General features: G+C 67.4%; 19 protein-coding genes. 15 read left to right on the forward strand and 4 right to left on the reverse strand.

What is annotated here, in order from left to right; all coding sequences use genetic code 11:
* The first annotated feature begins 80 nt into the window (after positions 1-80).
* From lptA to ACXI0D_RS07120, 13 genes are all read left to right on the forward strand, one after another.
* Positions 81-647, forward strand: coding sequence for a lipopolysaccharide transport periplasmic protein LptA (lptA, locus tag ACXI0D_RS07060; RefSeq protein WP_075675157.1), 567 nt, complete (start codon positions 81-83; stop codon positions 645-647).
* A complete protein-coding gene (gene lptB / locus ACXI0D_RS07065) occupies positions 647-1,366 on the forward strand; it encodes an LPS export ABC transporter ATP-binding protein (protein ID WP_005415558.1) in 720 nt (239 codons plus the stop codon). The genes lptA and lptB overlap by 1 nt, the downstream gene beginning before the upstream one ends.
* A 40-nt stretch (positions 1,367-1,406) precedes the next feature.
* The gene (locus ACXI0D_RS07070) at positions 1,407-2,828 is read left to right on the forward strand and encodes an RNA polymerase factor sigma-54 (protein ID WP_049443427.1); all 1,422 of its coding nucleotides are present in this window, start codon (positions 1,407-1,409) and stop codon (positions 2,826-2,828) included.
* A gap of 58 nt (positions 2,829-2,886) precedes the next feature.
* The gene (hpf, locus tag ACXI0D_RS07075; protein WP_005415556.1) at positions 2,887-3,204 is read left to right on the forward strand and encodes a ribosome hibernation-promoting factor, HPF/YfiA family; all 318 of its coding nucleotides are present in this window, start codon (positions 2,887-2,889) and stop codon (positions 3,202-3,204) included.
* Positions 3,205-3,225: 21 nt separating this feature from the next.
* A complete protein-coding gene (locus ACXI0D_RS07080) occupies positions 3,226-3,678 on the forward strand; it encodes a PTS sugar transporter subunit IIA (RefSeq protein ID WP_032130191.1) in 453 nt (150 codons plus the stop codon).
* The gene (gene hprK, locus ACXI0D_RS07085; protein ID WP_005408388.1) at positions 3,675-4,625 is read left to right on the forward strand and encodes an HPr(Ser) kinase/phosphatase; all 951 of its coding nucleotides are present in this window, start codon (positions 3,675-3,677) and stop codon (positions 4,623-4,625) included. The genes ACXI0D_RS07080 and hprK overlap by 4 nt, the downstream gene beginning before the upstream one ends.
* Positions 4,626-4,652: 27 nt before the next feature.
* Positions 4,653-5,537: an RNase adapter RapZ gene (rapZ, locus tag ACXI0D_RS07090; protein ID WP_049443426.1), complete on the forward strand. Its 885-nt coding sequence runs from the start codon at positions 4,653-4,655 to the stop codon at positions 5,535-5,537.
* Positions 5,538-5,835: 298 nt separating this feature from the next.
* Complete coding sequence (locus tag ACXI0D_RS07095; RefSeq protein ID WP_014036239.1) at positions 5,836-6,228, forward strand: PTS sugar transporter subunit IIA; 393 nt, start codon at positions 5,836-5,838, stop codon at positions 6,226-6,228.
* Positions 6,221-6,490: an HPr family phosphocarrier protein gene (locus tag ACXI0D_RS07100; RefSeq protein ID WP_014036238.1), complete on the forward strand. Its 270-nt coding sequence runs from the start codon at positions 6,221-6,223 to the stop codon at positions 6,488-6,490. Before ACXI0D_RS07095 ends, ACXI0D_RS07100 begins: the two co-directional genes overlap by 8 nt.
* A 2-nt stretch (positions 6,491-6,492) precedes the next feature.
* Entirely contained in the window at positions 6,493-8,262 is a 1,770-nt protein-coding gene (gene ptsP, locus ACXI0D_RS07105) for a phosphoenolpyruvate--protein phosphotransferase (RefSeq protein ID WP_479642448.1), read from the forward strand.
* A 187-nt stretch (positions 8,263-8,449) separates the two neighbouring features.
* Positions 8,450-9,811, forward strand: coding sequence for a magnesium transporter (mgtE, locus tag ACXI0D_RS07110; RefSeq protein ID WP_008266103.1), 1,362 nt, complete (start codon positions 8,450-8,452; stop codon positions 9,809-9,811).
* A 60-nt stretch (positions 9,812-9,871) separates the two neighbouring features.
* Complete coding sequence (locus ACXI0D_RS07115; RefSeq protein ID WP_014036236.1) at positions 9,872-10,138, forward strand: hypothetical protein; 267 nt, start codon at positions 9,872-9,874, stop codon at positions 10,136-10,138.
* 71 nt (positions 10,139-10,209) lie between these two features.
* Positions 10,210-11,025, forward strand: a complete 816-nt coding sequence (locus ACXI0D_RS07120) for a carboxylesterase family protein (protein WP_119007196.1) — start codon at positions 10,210-10,212, stop codon at positions 11,023-11,025.
* A 105-nt stretch (positions 11,026-11,130) separates the two neighbouring features.
* Here ACXI0D_RS07120 and ACXI0D_RS07125 read toward each other — a convergent pair whose 3' ends face one another.
* From ACXI0D_RS07125 to ACXI0D_RS07140, 4 genes are all read right to left on the reverse strand, one after another.
* Positions 11,131-11,622, reverse strand: a complete 492-nt coding sequence (locus tag ACXI0D_RS07125; RefSeq protein WP_075675162.1) for an REP-associated tyrosine transposase — start codon at positions 11,620-11,622, stop codon at positions 11,131-11,133.
* 315 nt (positions 11,623-11,937) lie between these two features.
* Positions 11,938-12,888 (reverse strand): aspartate carbamoyltransferase catalytic subunit, encoded by a 951-nt coding sequence (locus ACXI0D_RS07130; RefSeq protein WP_119007197.1) that lies wholly within the window; start codon positions 12,886-12,888, stop codon positions 11,938-11,940.
* Between the two features lie 15 nt (positions 12,889-12,903).
* Positions 12,904-13,398 carry a Holliday junction resolvase RuvX gene (gene ruvX / locus ACXI0D_RS07135; RefSeq protein ID WP_049443421.1) on the reverse strand — a complete coding sequence of 165 codons (495 nt, stop codon included), beginning with the start codon at positions 13,396-13,398 and terminating at the stop codon, positions 12,904-12,906.
* Complete coding sequence (locus tag ACXI0D_RS07140) at positions 13,391-13,957, reverse strand: YqgE/AlgH family protein (RefSeq protein WP_014036231.1); 567 nt, start codon at positions 13,955-13,957, stop codon at positions 13,391-13,393. Before ACXI0D_RS07140 ends, ruvX begins: the two co-directional genes overlap by 8 nt.
* A 91-nt stretch (positions 13,958-14,048) precedes the next feature.
* Between ACXI0D_RS07140 and ACXI0D_RS07145 the strand changes: the two genes are divergently transcribed.
* Positions 14,049-15,836 carry a DUF4153 domain-containing protein gene (locus ACXI0D_RS07145; RefSeq protein WP_049443420.1) on the forward strand — a complete coding sequence of 596 codons (1,788 nt, stop codon included), beginning with the start codon at positions 14,049-14,051 and terminating at the stop codon, positions 15,834-15,836.
* Positions 15,833-16,378, forward strand: coding sequence for a DNA-3-methyladenine glycosylase I (locus ACXI0D_RS07150; protein ID WP_049443419.1), 546 nt, complete (start codon positions 15,833-15,835; stop codon positions 16,376-16,378). The genes ACXI0D_RS07145 and ACXI0D_RS07150 overlap by 4 nt, the downstream gene beginning before the upstream one ends.
* Positions 16,379-16,399: the final 21 nt, after the last annotated feature.

A 16,399-nucleotide genomic window follows, 5' to 3' on the forward strand; every position in this document is an offset into this window, starting at 1 on the left:
TCCCCGGACAGGCGCAAGGCAGGCAGCCCACCCACCCGCCCCCGGTTTCCCGGGCGGCCCCACCGGTAGAACGGACCCCGATGAAGATTCCCTTTGCAGCCGTACTCGCGCTCGGCCTGCTTGTTCCCAGCGCCGCCTTTGCCAAGTCCACCGACCGCAACGAGAACATGAACATCGACTCCGGTGCCCAGTCGGGCGTGCTCACCGGCGATGGCAAGACCGTGCTGTCGCAGGGCGTGACCGTCACCCAGGGCTCGCTGGACATCCGCTCGTCCGAAGCCGAGATCTACCTGAAGGACGGCGAGGCGGTGCGTGCGGTGTTCACCGGCAAGCAGGCCACGATGAAGCAGCAGCTCGACGATGGCACCTGGATGGACGCGGTGGCTGATCGCATCGACTACGACATCAAGACCGAGATCATCACCCTGACCGGCAACTACAAGGTCACCAGCGCGCGCGGCACCAATGCCGGCCAGCGCATGGTCTACAACACCCGCAGCGGCGAGATGAACTCCGGTGGCGATGGCAGCCGCGTGCGCACCGTCATTCCGCCGAAGAACAAGAACCCGGCGGCACAACCGGCTGCCACGCCCAAGGCGGCGGCGCCGGCCAGCACGCCGGCCAAGCCGGCCGGGAGCAAGAAGTAATGCTCGTCGCCAAGGGCCTGCGCAAGCGCTACAAGCAGCGCGAAGTCGTCAAGGACTTCGGGCTGACCCTCGACGCCGGCGAAGTGGTCGGCCTGCTCGGCCCCAACGGCGCCGGCAAGACCACCTGCTTCTACATGATCGTCGGCCTGGTCGCCGCCGATGCCGGCAGCATCGTGCTCGACGGCAAGGACATCACCAGCGATCCGATGTACACCCGTGCCAAGCAGGGCGTGGGCTACCTGCCGCAGGAACCGTCGGTGTTCCGCAAGCTGACCGTGGCCGACAACCTCCGCCTGGTGCTGGAACTGCGCGAAGACCTGGATTCGGCTGGCCGCGAACGCGAATTGAACAGCCTGCTCGACGAACTGCAGCTGGGCCATGTTGCCGACCAGCTCGGCGCCAGCCTGTCCGGTGGCGAACGTCGTCGCTGCGAGATCGCCCGCGCACTGGCCGCACAGCCGCGCCTGATCCTGCTCGACGAACCGTTTGCCGGTGTCGACCCGATCTCGGTGGGTGAAATCCAGCGCATCGTCACCCATCTCAAGCAGCGTGGCATCGGCGTGTTGATCACCGACCACAACGTGCGCGAGACCTTGGGAATCTGCGACCGCGCGTATATCCTCGCCGAGGGCACCGTGCTGGCCCAGGGCTCGCCGGAGGCGATCCTGGACAACGCCGACGTACGTCGCGTCTACCTTGGGGATTCCTTCAAGCTGTGACCGCAGGCGCCGGGTCCCTTTCCTTCCGTTCGGCACAGGCATGAAGACTCGGCTGCAGACATCGTTGGGACAGCAGCTGGTGCTTACGCCCCAGCTGCAGCAGGCGATCAAGCTGCTGCAGATGTCCACGACCGAGCTGGAGCTTGAAATCGCCCAGGCCGTGGAGAGCAATCCGCTGCTGGACTGGGCCGACAGCAACGACAGCAGTGCCGCCAATGAGGGCAGCGACAGCACGGATGCCGACGCCCCCGCCGAACGCACCGACAACGGTGACGACTGGGGACCGGCCGAACTCGACTGGAGTGCCGCCGGCAGTGGCGGCAGCTTCGACGATGACGATGACACCGGCAGTGCCGCCGAGCGCGTGGCCGAAACCGAAACCCTGGCCGACCACCTGCTGTGGCAGCTGCACCTGTCGCATCTTTCCACGCATGACCGCAGCATCGGCGCGGCACTGATCGATGCCTTGGACGACGACGGCTACCTGCGCGAACCGCTGGCCACCATCGCCGAAACCCTGCTGCCGGCGGTCCATGCCGATGAGGATGAAATCCTCGCGGTGCTGCATCGCATCCAGCGTTTCGACCCGGTCGGCGTTGCCGCGCGCACGCTCGGCGAATGCCTGCAGCTGCAGCTGGACGTGCTGCCTGGCGACACGCCGGGGCTGGCGCTGGCGCGACAGATTGCCGCAGGCCCGCTGGAACGGCTGCCGCGCAGCGGCGTCGCCGGGCTGGCCCATGAACTGAAACAGCCCCTGGACGAGGTCGAGACGGCGGTCGCGCTGCTGCGCTCGCTGGACCCGCGTCCGGGCACGCAGATCGCGCCGCTTTCGCAGGACACCTACGTGGTGCCCGACGTCGTGGTGTGGCGACAGAACGGCATCTGGCGCGCGGCACTGGCCGGCCATGCCGGGCCGAAGGTGGTGATCCACCGCGGCTACGAACAGTTGATCCGCCGCTGTGGCGAGGCCGACGCCGGCTACCTGCGCGCCCAGCTGCAGGAGGCGCGCTGGCTGCTGAAGGGCCTGCAGCAGCGCGGCGAAACCCTGCTGCGGGTGGTGCGCAGCCTGATCCTGCAACAGGCCGGCTTCCTCGAATTCGGCGAGCAAGCGCTGCGCCCGCTGACCCTGCGCGAGATCGCCGCCGAGCTGGGCCTGCACGAATCCACGGTGTCGCGTGCGATCGCCCGCAAGCACGTGCGCACGCCGCGCGGCACCCTGCCGCTGCGCGCCTTCTTCGCCTCGGGCATCGATACCGAGGGCGGTGGCGAGGCATCCAGCACGGCCATCCAGGCGATGATCCGGCGCCTGATCGACGATGAGAACCCGCGCAAGCCGCTTTCTGACGCCAAGCTGGCTGACCTGCTCAAATCGTCGGGAATTCCAGTGGCGCGACGCACCGTGGCGAAGTATCGTGAAGCCATGAACATCTCCGCCTCGCACGAAAGGGTCAGAATCGCTTGACGCGCCGCCGCGCCCGGCGGAGAGGTTCATTGGCACATCCGAACACAGGAGAAACCCGATGCGCATCGAAACGTTTGGCAAAGACGTCGAAGTCACCCCGGCCCTGCAGTCCTATGTAGAGGAGAAGCTGGCCCGGATCGGAAAACACTTCGACCAGCACTGCGAAGCGCGGGTGACCCTCAAGCTGCAGAAGACCGAACACCACGTCGACGCCAGCCTCAACATTCCGGGGCAGACCCTGCACGCCGAGGCCGGCGGCCAGACCATGTATGCCGCGATCGACCTGCTTGCGGACAAGCTTGACCGCCTGGTCATCAAGCACAAGGAGAAAAAACAGCAGCACGCACCGCTGCCGGTGGGCGACAATGGTGGCTGATCGCCACCGTTCCCCGCAGACATGCCCCTGACTGACCTCCTGGCGGCCGTGCAGACCCAGCTCTGCACGGCCACCGACCGTGACAGCGTCCTGCAGGCCGCCGCCGGGTTGCTGGCCTGCCGCCAGGCCAACGCCGAACAGATCTATCTGAACCTGTGCCAGCGCGAAGCCCTGGGCAGCACCGCGATCGGCCACGGCATCGCCATCCCCCACGGCCGCGCGCCGACCCTGGACCGCCCCCGTGGCGCGCTGCTGCGTCTGGCGACCCCGGTCGACTTCGGCGGCGATGAGCCGGTGGATCTGGTGTTCGCGATGGCCGTCCCCGCCCACTACACCCACCAGCACCTGATGCTGCTGTCCGAGCTGGCAGAGCTGTTTTCCGCACCGGACATCCGCCAGGCCCTGCGCGAAGCCGGCGATGCCCGGGCGCTGCGCGAAGCGCTGGACATGACCCCACCTGCGAGTGCCGCATGAATACCAGCATCACCGCCCGTGAACTGTTCGAACAGCAGCGCGAGCGGCTGGGGCTGCGCTGGGCCGCCGGCAAATCCGGTGAGAAACGCGAGCTGGAGGCCGGCAACACGGTCTCGCGGCGTCCCTCGCTGGCCGGCTACCTCAATGCCATCTATCCCAACAAGGTGCAGATCCTGGGCACCGAGGAACTGTCCTGGCTGGATGCGCTGGAACCGCGCCAGCGTTGGGAAACCATCGAAAAGATCATGCAGTCGCACCCGCTGGCGCTGGTGCTGACCCGCAACCAGGCGTGCCCGGAAGACCTGCGCGCGGCCGCCGATGAATCCGGTACACCGCTGTGGCTGTCGCCCAAGCGCGGCCACGAACTGCTCAACCACCTGTCCTACCACCTGGCGCGTACGCTGGCGCCGCGGGTGATCCTGCATGGCGTGTTCATGGAGATCTACTCCATCGGCGTGCTGATCACCGGCGAGGCCGGATCGGGCAAGAGCGAGCTGGCGCTGGAACTGCTCAGCCGCGGCCATCGACTGGTGGCCGACGATGCCCCCGAATTCACCCAGATCGCGCCTGATGTACTCGACGGCACCTGCCCCGAACTGCTGCAGGACCTGCTGGAAGTGCGCGGCCTGGGCGTGCTGAACGTGCGCGAGATGTTCGGCGACACGGCTGTAAAGAAGAACAAGTACCTTCGGCTGATCGTCCACCTGACCAAGCCGATGACCGAACCTACCCCGCATGGCTACGAGCGCCTCACCGGCGACTCGGGCACCCGCCATGTGCTGGACCTGGACGTTCCGCTGATCACCCTGCCGGTGATGCCCGGCCGCAACCTGGCCGTGCTGACCGAGGCCGCGACCCGCCTGCACATCCTGCGCACCAAGGGCATCGACCCGGCAGCGATGTTCATCGCCCGCCACAGCAATCTGCTGGAACGGCGAACACCCTGACTCCACTGCCCCTCGAAGAGCCTGTCCATGAGCACCGCAACCCCCACCGCCCCGACCCTGATCATCGTCAGTGGCCTGTCCGGCTCGGGTAAATCCGTCGCCCTCAAGACCTTCGAGGACCAGGACTACTACTGCTCGGACAACCTGCCGATCCACCTGCTGCCGGACTTCGTGCGCAGCCTGCTGGCCAACCACGACGGCAGCGCACCGCGCCGGCTGGCGGTAGGCATCGACGTGCGTGGCCAGTCCGACCTGAGCCAGCTGGGCAACTGGCGGCAGCTGGCCACCGATGCCGGCGTGGAAGTGAAGGTGCTGTTCTTCGAGGCCAGCGACGAAACGGTGCTCAAGCGCTACGCCGACACCCGTCGTCGCCATCCACTGAGCCAGCTGGGCCTGTCGTTGCCCGAAGCGATTGCCCGCGAGCGCGAGCTGACCGCGCCGCTGCGCCGTGAGGCCGACGCGGTGATCGATACCAGCAACCTCAACGTGCATCAGCTGCGGCGGCGGATCATCACCGAGTTCGCGATGGACCATGCCACCGGCCTGTCGCTGCTGTTCGAATCCTTCGCCTACAAGCGTGGTGTGCCCGCCGAGGCGGACTTCGTGTTCGACGCCCGCGTGCTGCCCAATCCGCACTGGGACCCGGACCTGCGCGCGCTCAGCGGCCGCGAGCCGGGCGTGCGCGACTACCTGGAAGCGCAGCCGGACGTGCAGCGCTACCTGACCCAGCTGATGGATTTCCTCGATACCTGGCTGCCGAAACTGGGCGATGGCACCCGCAGCTACGTGACCGTGGCATTCGGCTGCACCGGCGGCAAGCACCGTTCGGTGTTCCTGGCCGAGCGCATGGCCCGGCATGCCCGCGAGATGGGCTGGGAAGACGTGGCCACGTACCACCGCGAACAGGATTGAGGGGGGCCCCGGCCGGGCTGCGCCCGGCACCCGCCGGTAGTGCCGGCCGCTGGCCGGCAACAGCAACAGCAACAGCAAAAGCGGCTTCCGTGGGATGGCGGTGCGGTGTGCTGTTGGTAGGTGTCGACCTTGGTCGACACAGTAGATCCACGCCATGCGTGGATGAATCCCGGTCAGGCGTCGAAAAACGGATGGGGTCAGGGGAAAAGGGCTCTGACCCCGGTAACGCTGAATACGGGACACAGTGCCCCTCATCTGCTGCTATCGCCGATTCACCTTGACCTGTTAACGTGCAGTAATGACCTGTGGCATTCTCCTCGTAACACATCCCGGGGTCGGGACCGCCCTGCTTGACGTGGCGACCCGGCTCCTGCGGCAATTGCCGCTGAAAACCGAAGCTTTCGAAGTACCGTTCGACGCAGACCTGGACGCCCTGCTCCCGCTCGCCTCGGCCGCCCTGCGGCGGGTCGACAGCGGTGAAGGCGTGCTGATCCTGACCGACCTGTACGGCGCCAGCCCCGCCAACCTTGCCGGGCAGCTGGCCCGGCTGGGGACCCCGGTTCGCCGGGTGTCGGCGCTGAGCCTGCCGATGTTGCTGCGGGTGATGAATTATCCGGAACAGGGACTGGATCAACTGCCCGCCACAGCCGCGGCGGGTACCCGTAATGGAGCGATAGTCGACGATGCTTGAACGAGAACTCACCGTCAGCAACCGCCTGGGCCTGCACGCCCGGGCCACCGCCAAGCTGGTGCAGACCCTGGCGCCGTTCCGCTGCAACGTGACCATGGCCGCCAAGGGCCGTGAGATCAACGCCAAGAGCATCATGGGCGTGATGCTGCTGGCCGCTGGTCAAGGCACTCCGGTCACCGTGCGCATCAACGGCGAAGATGAAGCCGCCGCAATGGACGCGGTGGTCGGCCTGTTCGAACGCCGCTTCGACGAGGACAGCTGAGCGTGCCACGCGCACGCGCCGGCCAGGTCCCTTCCGGCCAGCGGCCGGTACAACTGCTGGCCGGGCACGGGGCCGCGCGCGGCACGGCAATGGGCCGGGCCCGCGTACGCTTGCCGCATGCGCTGGAAGTCGCTGAACAACGTGTCGCAACCAGCCAGGTCGAGGCCGAACTGGCTCGCCTGCACCGGGCGGTGGATGCCGCGCGTACGGAAATGCACGAACTGCGGCAGCGCCTGCAGGGTGCGCTGAACCAGGAAGTGGGCGAGTTCCTCGACCTGCACGCGCTGCTGCTGGATGACCCCGAGCTGCTGTTCGGGCTGGACGAACTGATCCGCAGCGGCCCGTACAGCGCCGGCTATGCGCTGCGCCTGCAGCGCGACCGCCTGGCCAGGGTCTTCGATGGCATGGACGATGCCTACCTGAAGAGCCGCATGGACGACCTCGACCATGTGATCGGCCGTATCCACGCCTTCCTGCAACCCGAACGCCCTCCGGTGATGAAGGGCCTGGCCGGCGAGATCCTGGTCTGCGACAACATCGCCCCGTCCGAACTGGCGCAGCTGCAGGCACAGGGCGTGGTCGGCATCGTCACTGCCGCTGGCAGCGCGCTGTCGCACAGCGCGATCCTGGCCCGCAGCCTGCACCTGCCCCTGATCGTCAACGTGCCGCAGCTGCTCAGCCGCATCGCCGACGGCGACGTGCTGATCATCGACGGTGCCGACGGCAGCATCACCGCCAACCCGCTGGCCGACAACCTGCGTGACTACCGCGCGCGCCTGAAGGAACACGCGCGCGAGCAGCGCGAGCTTGGCCGCCTGCGCAGCAAGCCCAGCCGTACCCGCGACCAGGTCGATATCGCCCTGCTGGCCAATGCCGAATCGCTGGAGGACGTCACCCAGGCGCATGCACTGGGTGCGCAGGGGCTGGGCCTGTACCGCACCGAATTCCTGTTCCTGCAGCGCAACGAACTGCCGGACGAAGAAGAACAGTTCCAGACCTACCGTGATGCCGCACTGGGCATGAGCGGTCGGCCGGTGACCATCCGCACGCTCGACCTGGGTGCGGACAAGGCCGATCGCACCGGCCTGACCCTGAGCAACGAAGAGAACCCGGCACTGGGCCTGCGCGGCGTGCGCCTGTCGCTGGCACGACCCAAGGTGGCCGACACCCAGCTGCGCGCGATCCTGCGCGCCTCGGCCTACGGCAAGCTGCGCGTGCTGGTGCCGATGGTCAGCACCCGCGAGGAACTGCTGGCGGTGCGCCGGCGCATGCTCAAGCTGAGCGAACAGCTGCGCGGCGAAGGCCACATGGTGTCCGAGCACGTGCCGCTGGGCGCGATGATCGAAGTCCCGGCAGCTGCACTGGCGCTGGAGAGTTTCATCGACCTGGTCGATTTCCTGTGGATCGGCACCAATGACCTGGTGCAGTACCTGCTGGCCGCCGACCGCAACAACGAGGCGCTGGGTGAGTTGTATTCACCGTTGCACCCGGCGGTGCTGCGGCTGTTGCAGATGGTGATCGAGACCGGCGCGCGCCACCGCATCCCGGTGGCGGTCTGCGGCGAGATGGCCGGTGATGCGCGGATGACCCCGCTGCTGCTGGCGCTGGGCCTGAGCGAGTTCAGCCTGCATCCCGGTACGTTGCTGGAGGTGCGCCGCGCAATCCGCGAAGCCGATCTGGGTGCGCTGCGCGCCCGTGCCCCGAAGTTGCTGGCCGCGCGCGACCGCCGCGCCATCGAACGCTGGCTGGCGCTGGTGGCGGATACGCCCTGAGCGCCCTGCTGATTCGCCAGGCATGCACGCGCGGGGTCAGATCCCTTTTCCTGTGGAAAAGGGATCTGACCCCAGCCTCCCGTCGGGGTATGCGTTGAAACATCCCCTTGCGATAATGACGCGCTGAACACCCCTGTTGCCGCATCCTTGCCGGGATCGCGGCTTTTCTTATCCCGCGGGAGCTGCGATGGCTGAAGCTGTACGCCACGACAAGACTGCGCGCCAACTGCGGATGTTGTCCGATGCACTGGACAGCGGCCGGCTGGGCCCGGTACGTCGGCTGGTCAACACCCTGGCCCCGGCCGAGATCGGCAACCTGCTGGAATCGCTGCCGCCAGGCAAGCGCGAGGTGGTGTGGGGCCTGGTCGACCCGGAAGATGACGGCGAGGTGCTGGTCCACGTCGGCGAAGACGTGCGCGAGAGCCTGCTCGCGGACATGGACCCGGACGAGATCATCGCCGCGGTCGAAGACCTGGACATCGACGACCTGGCCGACCTGGTCGAAGACCTGCCGGATACGGTCATCGACGAGGTCCTCAAGTCGATGGACCGCGAGAACCGCGAGCGTCTGGAACAGGTGCTGTCCTATCCCGAGGACAGCGCCGGCCGCCTGATGAACCCGGACGTGGTGACCGTGCGCGCCGACGTCAACGTCGATGTGGTGCTGCGTTACCTGCGCCTGCGCGGCGAACTGCCGGACCACACCGACCACCTGTTCGTGGTCAGTCGGCGCCACCAGTACCTCGGCCGGGTGTCGCTGGCGGCGCTGGTGACCCACGAGGACACCACCCCGATCAACCGCCTGATCGACGACGAGCAGCCGGCCATCGATGTCGGCGAGAGCGACCAGGAGGTCGCCCGCCAGTTCTCCGACCATGACTGGATCTCCGCGCCGGTGGTGGACGACAACAACATCCTGATCGGCCGCATCACCATCGATGACGTGGTCGACATCATCCGTGGCCAGGCCGAGCACCAGGCGCTGGGCGCCGCCGGCCTGGACGAGGACGAGGATCTGTTCAGCCCGGTCTGGCGCGCCATGCGCCGGCGCCTGATGTGGCTGTCGGTGAACCTGTGCACCGCCTTCCTGGCCTCCAGCGTGGTCGGCCACTTCGAAGGCACCATCGACAAGCTGGTGGCGCTGGCCGTGCTGATGCCGATCGTGGCAGGCCTGGGCGGCAATGCCGGCACCCAGGTGCTGGCGCTGATGGTGCGCGGCCTGGCACTGGGCCAGGTGGGCGCGTCCAACGCGCGCACGCTGCTGTGGAAGGAAGTGCGGGTCGCCTTGTTGAACGGCGTGATGCTGGGTTCGGTGCTGGGGCTGATCGTGCTGGCCTGGTTCCACTCGCCCGGGCTGTCGGCGGTGATCGCCATCGCGCTGACCTGCAACCTGCTGTTCGCCGCACTGGCCGGCGTGCTGGTGCCACTGACCCTGAAACGCTTCGGCTTCGACCCGGCGCTGGCCAGCGGCATCTTCCTGACCGCGGTGACCGACTCGATGGGCTTCTTCACCTTCCTCGGCCTGGCCACGCTGGTGCTGCTGCACTGAACCCTGCAGGGTCGGATCCCCGCCACGCGGGGCTCTGACCCGATCCCAACTGGAACACCCATGGCAACAACGATCGAAAACTACTTCCAGCCCGGCTGGCGCGACCAGCAGCACACCTGCCCGGCCTGTGAATGGAAGGGCAGCTCGCGCGCCATGGAGATGGAGCTGGACGAGGACGCCACCGAGTACGACTGCCCGGTATGCGAGAACCCGCTGCTGGTGGTGCTGCACCCGGACATCGCGCAGGTGCAGGCCGCCGCCGCCGACGGCAATGCCGAGGCGCAGGAGCAGCTGGACATCATCGCCAGCTTCCCACGACCGGAGTGACGCGGCGCATGATGCCGCGTTGACCTGCGGCGGACTAGGATGCAGCTGACTTCACTGCCCCGGGAAACGCCATGCTCCGTTCGATTCCGCGCTGGCTGCCCTTGCTGGCGGTCCTGATGATGACCGGCTGTGCCTCGATGCCGGACAGCGCGCGCGGCCGCTTCGAGGGCCGCGCAGTGAAGGTGGACGGCGAGACCGCCTATTACCAGGTCTTCATCCCGGCCGGGGTGCGAGCGGGACAGCCGGCAGGCGCCGGCAACGGCAGCGGCGTCCCGGTGGTCCTGTTCCTGCATGGCTCGGGCGAACGCGGCGGCGACGGCATCAAGCAGACGTACTCGGGACTGGGGCCCTACCTGCGCGAGCATCCCGACTTCCCGGCGCTGGTGGTGTTCCCGCAGGCACCGCGCCATTCGGAATGGAGCGGCCGCAACAACCGCATGGCCGTGGCCGCACTGGACGCGACCATTGCCGAGTTCGGCGCCGACCCGGCGCGGCAGTACCTGACCGGCATGTCGATGGGCGGCTACGGCAGCTGGAACATTGCGCTGGATGACCCGCACCGCTTTGCCGCGATCGTGCCGGTATGCGGTGCCGTGTTCGCGCCGCGCGCCAAGCGGCCGACCCTGTTCGTCGAACAGGTGGCCCAGGAATCCGATCCGTACGCCGTGATCGCCAGGCGACTGCAGCACACGCCGATCTGGATCTTCCACGGTGCCCTGGACGACGTGGTGCCGCCGGATGACGACCGCAGGCTGCACAGCGCATTCCAGGGCACCCACGCACGCGACGTGCGCTACACCGAGTACCCGGAAGGCAACCACAACGCCTGGGACGCCACCTACGCCGACCCGGCGATGTGGGCGTGGCTGTTCGCGCAGAAGCGCTGACCAAAGCTCCTGTCGGGAAACATCTGTTGGTGGGCATGGGAGCTGGTGGGTGCCGACCGTTGGTCGGCATGGGAGTTGGTGGTGGGTGCCGACCGTTGGTCGGCACTATCTCTCCGATCCAGGCTGTTCCTCTGCATTGAACTGCCCATCAATCTCCCATCGGCACCACGCATGCGGGTACTCCCCAAGACAGCTCGCCAAGTTCGCCCGGATCGGGTTGGCGACGATGTACATCGCGTGCCGGAACAGCGATTCATCGGAACGAATGGCGTGATCGTGATAGCTCGATTGCCAGAATCGCCCTGATCTACCCAGCATGCGGTTGGTCCGCAATGCACTGCTCGATTTGAAGCGTTGCATGACGTAGTCCAGCGAGAACGCGCGGAGCTCCACAAGCCAATGGACATGATCCGGCATGACCACATAGGCAAGCGAGTGCGTCAGACCGTCAGCATCAAGACGACGGATCACCTCCATCACCACCTGCGCCGCAGTGGCGTCGTCGAAGTAGTGTCGACGGCCCTGGGTGACGGTGGTCAGGATGTAGGATTGCCCGATCCGGGAATGGCGGCCAAGGCGTAGGCGTGCGCGATTCATCGGCACAAGCGTGTGCTTGCCAGCAGTCACCTTCTATCGGGCAACCACTCCGATGCAGGTAGGCCTGTAGCCAATCAATGGCTACGCTCGCCACTTCACTGGACTGATGGCTCTGTGCCGACCAACGGTCGGCACCTACCCAGGCAGTTCAAGGCGAATTCCCATTGTGCCGACCAACAGTCGGCACCTACCCAGGCAGTTCAAGGCGAATTCCCATTGTGCCGACCAACGGTCGGCACCTACCCAGGCAGTTCAAGGCGAATTCCCATTGTGCCGACCAACGGTCGGCACCCACCCATGCCGTCAAGATTGCGATCAGCCCAGCAGGGTTTCCAGCACGGCCATGCGCACGGCGACGCCGTTGGCGACCTGGCGCAGCACCCACGACTGCGGGCCGTCGGCCACGTCGTCCGTCACTTCCACGCCACGGTTGATCGGACCCGGGTGCAGCACCGCGGCATCCTTGCCGGCGCGGGCCAGGCGTTCGTTGGTCAGTCCGTACTGCGCGTGGTACTGCTCCAGCGACGGCACCAGGCCTTCTTCCATGCGCTCGCGCTGCAGGCGCAGCATCATCAGCGCGTCGACGCCTTCCAGCATCGCGTCGAAATCATCGCCGACCACGCAGCCCTTCAGGGTCTCGTCGTCCGGCAGCAACGACTGCGGGCCGCACACGCGGATCTCGCCCACACCCAGCGTGCGCAGCGCATGCAGGTCGGTGCGGGCCACGCGCGAGTGCTTCACGTCGCCGACGATCACCACCTTCAGCTTCGAGAAATCCGGGCCCTTGGCCTGGCGCAGGGTCAGCATGTCCAGCAGGCCCTGGGTCGGGTGCGAGCTGCGGCCGTCGCCGGCGTTGATCAGTGCGGTGCCCTCACCCGCGGCGTCGGCCAGCGCGGCCACGGCGCCATCATCCGGGTGGCGCACCACGAAGCCGCGCACGCCCATTGCTTCCAGGTTGCGCAGCGTGTCGCAGGCGGTTTCGCCCTTGCGCGTGGACGAGGTCGAGGCATCGAAGTTCAGCACGTCGGCGCCCAGGCGCTGCGCGGCCAACTGGAACGAACTGCGGGTGCGCGTGGACGGTTCGAAGAACAGCGTGCACACCGCCGAACCGGCCAGCACCTGGCGCTTGTTGCCGACGCGACCGACCGCGGCATCGCGGATCTGCCCCGCCCGATCAAGCAGCTGCAGCAGGGTTTCGCGCGGCAGGCCCTCCAGGGTCAGCAGGTGGCGCAGGCGTCCGGAGGCATCGATTTGCTGGGCGGTCATGGCGGTGTCGGGCAGTCAGGGAATGGGGGTGGCGTCGTCCGGCGACGACAGCCAGCGGTCGATGATCACCGCCGCGGCCACGGCATCGAGGGCGGCCGCATCACGGCGGCGCTTGCGCCCTTCGGCGCGCTCGACAGCGAAGCGGCGTGCGGCCTCGACCGAGCTGGAACGCTCGTCGATCATCACCACTGGCAGTTTGAAACGTTCCCGCAGCTGGCGGGCGAAGCCCTGCGCGCGCTTGCGGTTGGGCTGGTCCTGGCCGTCCAGGGTCAGCGGGTCGCCGACCACCAGGCCATCGGGTTTCCATTCCTTGAGCAGGCGTTCGATCGCGGTCCAGTCCGGGCCGTTGCCGTGCACATCGACCACGGCCACCGCGCGCGCATGCGCAGCGAAGGCACTGCCGATGGCCACGCCGATACGCCGCGAGCCGACATCGAAACCCAGAACGGTGCCGTCACGGCGGATGGCCGGGGCAGCAGGATCCGGCGCGGGCATGATGGGCTCAGACATGGCCGCTGTAGTCGGTCAGCCGGAACAGGTCCACGCCGATGCGCGAGGCCGCACCCTGCCAGCGCTGCTCCAGCGGCAGCTGGAACACCAGTTCGGCATCGGCCGGCACAGTCAGCCAGCTGTTCTCGGACAGCTCGCTTTCCAGCTGCCCTGCACCCCAACCGGCACAGCCGAGGGTGACCACGGCATTGGCCGGGCCTTCGCCGCGCGCCATCGCTTCGAGGATGTCGCGCGAGGTGGTCAGGTACAGGCCTTCTCCCACGGTCAGGCTGGAATCCCACGCCCGCGCGTCGTCATGGATGACGAAGCCGCGCTCGGGATGCACCGGGCCGCCATTGAGCACCATGCGCGCCTGCAGGTCGCCATCACCGGTGGTGATGTCCATCTGTGCAAGCACTTCACCCAGCGTGTATTCGGAAGGCTGGTTGACCAGCACGCCCATTGCCCCGTTCTCGTCGTGCTGGCAGATCAGCGCGACGCTGCGGGCAAAGGTCGCGTCGAGCAGCGACGGCAGCGCGACGAGCAGGTGATCGGCAAGGGAGGTCGGCGTTACAGGCATGCCCCCATTCTACCTGCTGGGGGCGGGATGGTCGCGCGATGGCGCGGAACAGCGATGGGCTAGGATGGTGCTTTGCCATGGAAGGTCTTCGATGCAGTCTTCATCGCCCCTGACCCTGCCGGCACGCAGCGCCATCGTCCTGCTTGCCCTGCTGCAGGGCCTGATGCTGTATGCCGCACAGGAACTGTCCGATGCGTGGCCGTTCCGCGATATCGGCTGGCGCTACTGCTGGTACGCCTGGGTGCTGGCCATTCCGAGCGCGGCGGCGCTGAGCCTGGTCGAGCTGGGCCAGCGCCGACTGTGGCTGCAGGCCGTGCTCGGCTCAGCGGTGGTGCTGGCGCTGGCCGCCTGGACCGGCTGGAACCTCACTGGCGAGACCGCACTGGAGTCGGGCGCGTTGCAGGTCCCGTTGACCCTGGGCATTGCCGTGGCGGTATTCGTGGCCTTGCCCTGGTGGCAGTTCCAGCTGCAGCATGGGCATTGGCGCGCCAGCTATCCGGAGCTGTTCGAGCGTGCCTGGCAGAACGGCCTGACCCTGGCCCTGGCTGCGCTGTTCACCGGGCTGACCTGGCTGCTGCTGTGGCTGTGGGCGGCGCTGTTCCAGTTGCTCGACGTGACCGTCTTCCGCGACCTGTTCCGCCAGGACGCGTTCATCGCGCTGGCCACCGGCAGCCTGGCCGGGTTCGGCGTGCTGATCGGGCGCACCCAGCACCGCGCGATCCAGATCACCCGCCAGGTGCTGTTCGCGATCTGCCGCGGGCTGCTGCCGCTGCTCTCGTTCATCGCCGTGCTGTTCGTGCTGAGCCTGCCGCTGACCGGGCTGGAACCGCTGTGGAAGACCCGTTCCGCCGCCAGCCTGCTGGTGGTGGTGTCGCTGCTGCTGGTGACGTTCACCAATGCGGTCTACCAGCAGGGGGAAGACAGTGCACCCTACCCTCTGGTACTGCGAAGGCTGGTCGAGGCCAGCCTGCTGACACTGCCGGTGTACGCCGCGCTGGCGCTGTATGCATTGGGCCTGCGCGTGACGCAGTACGGCTGGACCGTGGACCGGTTCTGGGCGGTACTCGTCGCATTGGCCGTGGCCGGCTATGCCGTGGGCTATGCGCTGGCGGTGCTGCGCCGGCAGAGCCGCTGGTTGCAGATGCTGGAGCCGGTCAACCGCTGGATGTGCTGGGCGGTGCTGGCACTGGCATTGCTGGGCAACTCGCCGCTGCTGGATCCGGTGCGGCTGACCCTGTCCAGCCAGCTGGCGCGCCTGCGTGCGGATCCGCCGGCGATCACCAGTAGCGACGTCAACGTGCTGCGCTTCGATCTTGGGCGCCGTGGCGTGCAGGCGCTGCGCGAGTTGCAGCGTGATCCAGCCATCACCACCGATGCCAACGCGCCACAGGTGATCGCTGCAGCACTGGCACGTACCTCACGCTGGGACGACGGCCACCGCCTCGACAAGGGTCCGCAGGACGTCGCCGCCCTGCAGCGCGCGCTGAAGCTGGCCAAGGGATCCAGCTCGCCGCCGGACGATTGGTGGCAGGCGCTGGCCACGCGTTCGATCAATGGCGAATCCTGCGCCCAGAGCGAGCGCGACTGCCTGATCGTGCATCGCGACCTGGACGGCGATGGCACCGGCGAAGTGCTGCTGTGCGAGCTGTACACCCACCGTGGGCCGGACTGCGTGCTGTATGCACGTGGCAGGGATGCCCACTGGCGCCGGGCCGGTTCGCTGTTCGGCACTGTCAGCGGCCAGGCCGAAGCCATCAACCAGGCCCTGCGTGATGGCGAGCTCACTCTCGAACCGCCGCGCTGGCCGATGCTGTCCATCGGCGGGCGCCCTGCGCTGGCCATCGATCCCGAACCCGAATCCAACGAGTCCTCCCCATGAGCGGTTACTGCCTCATCGCCCCGGGCCATCCGGTGCACGACTACTACCACGCCAACGAGTACGGCTTCCCGCAGCGTGACGAGCGCGAGCTGTTCGAGCGGCTGGTGCTGGAGATCAACCAGGCCGGGCTGAGCTGGGAAACGATCCTGAAGAAGCGCGAGGGCTTCCGCACGGCCTATGACGGTTTCGATGTCGACCGCGTGGCGGCCTATGCCGAGCAGGACATCGAACGCCTGCTGTCGGACGCAGGCATCATCCGCAACCGGCTGAAGGTGTTGGCGGCGATCCACAACGCGCAGGTGATCCAGCAGCTGCGGGCCAGCCATGGCAGCTTCGCGGCATGGCTGGATGCGCATCACCCGCGCAGCAAGGCCGACTGGGTCAAGCTGTTCAAGAAGACGTTCCGCTTCACCGGCGGCGAGATCACCGGCGAATTCCTGATGAGCCTGGGCTACCTGCCCGGTGCGCACGCCGCGGACTGCCCGGTGCATGCACGGCTGCTGACGCTGTCGCCGCCGTGGTTGAAGGCCTCCGGCGCTTGATCGGCGTCCGCGCCAGCCACG

The organism is Stenotrophomonas sp. C9D9, from assembly GCF_056491205.1.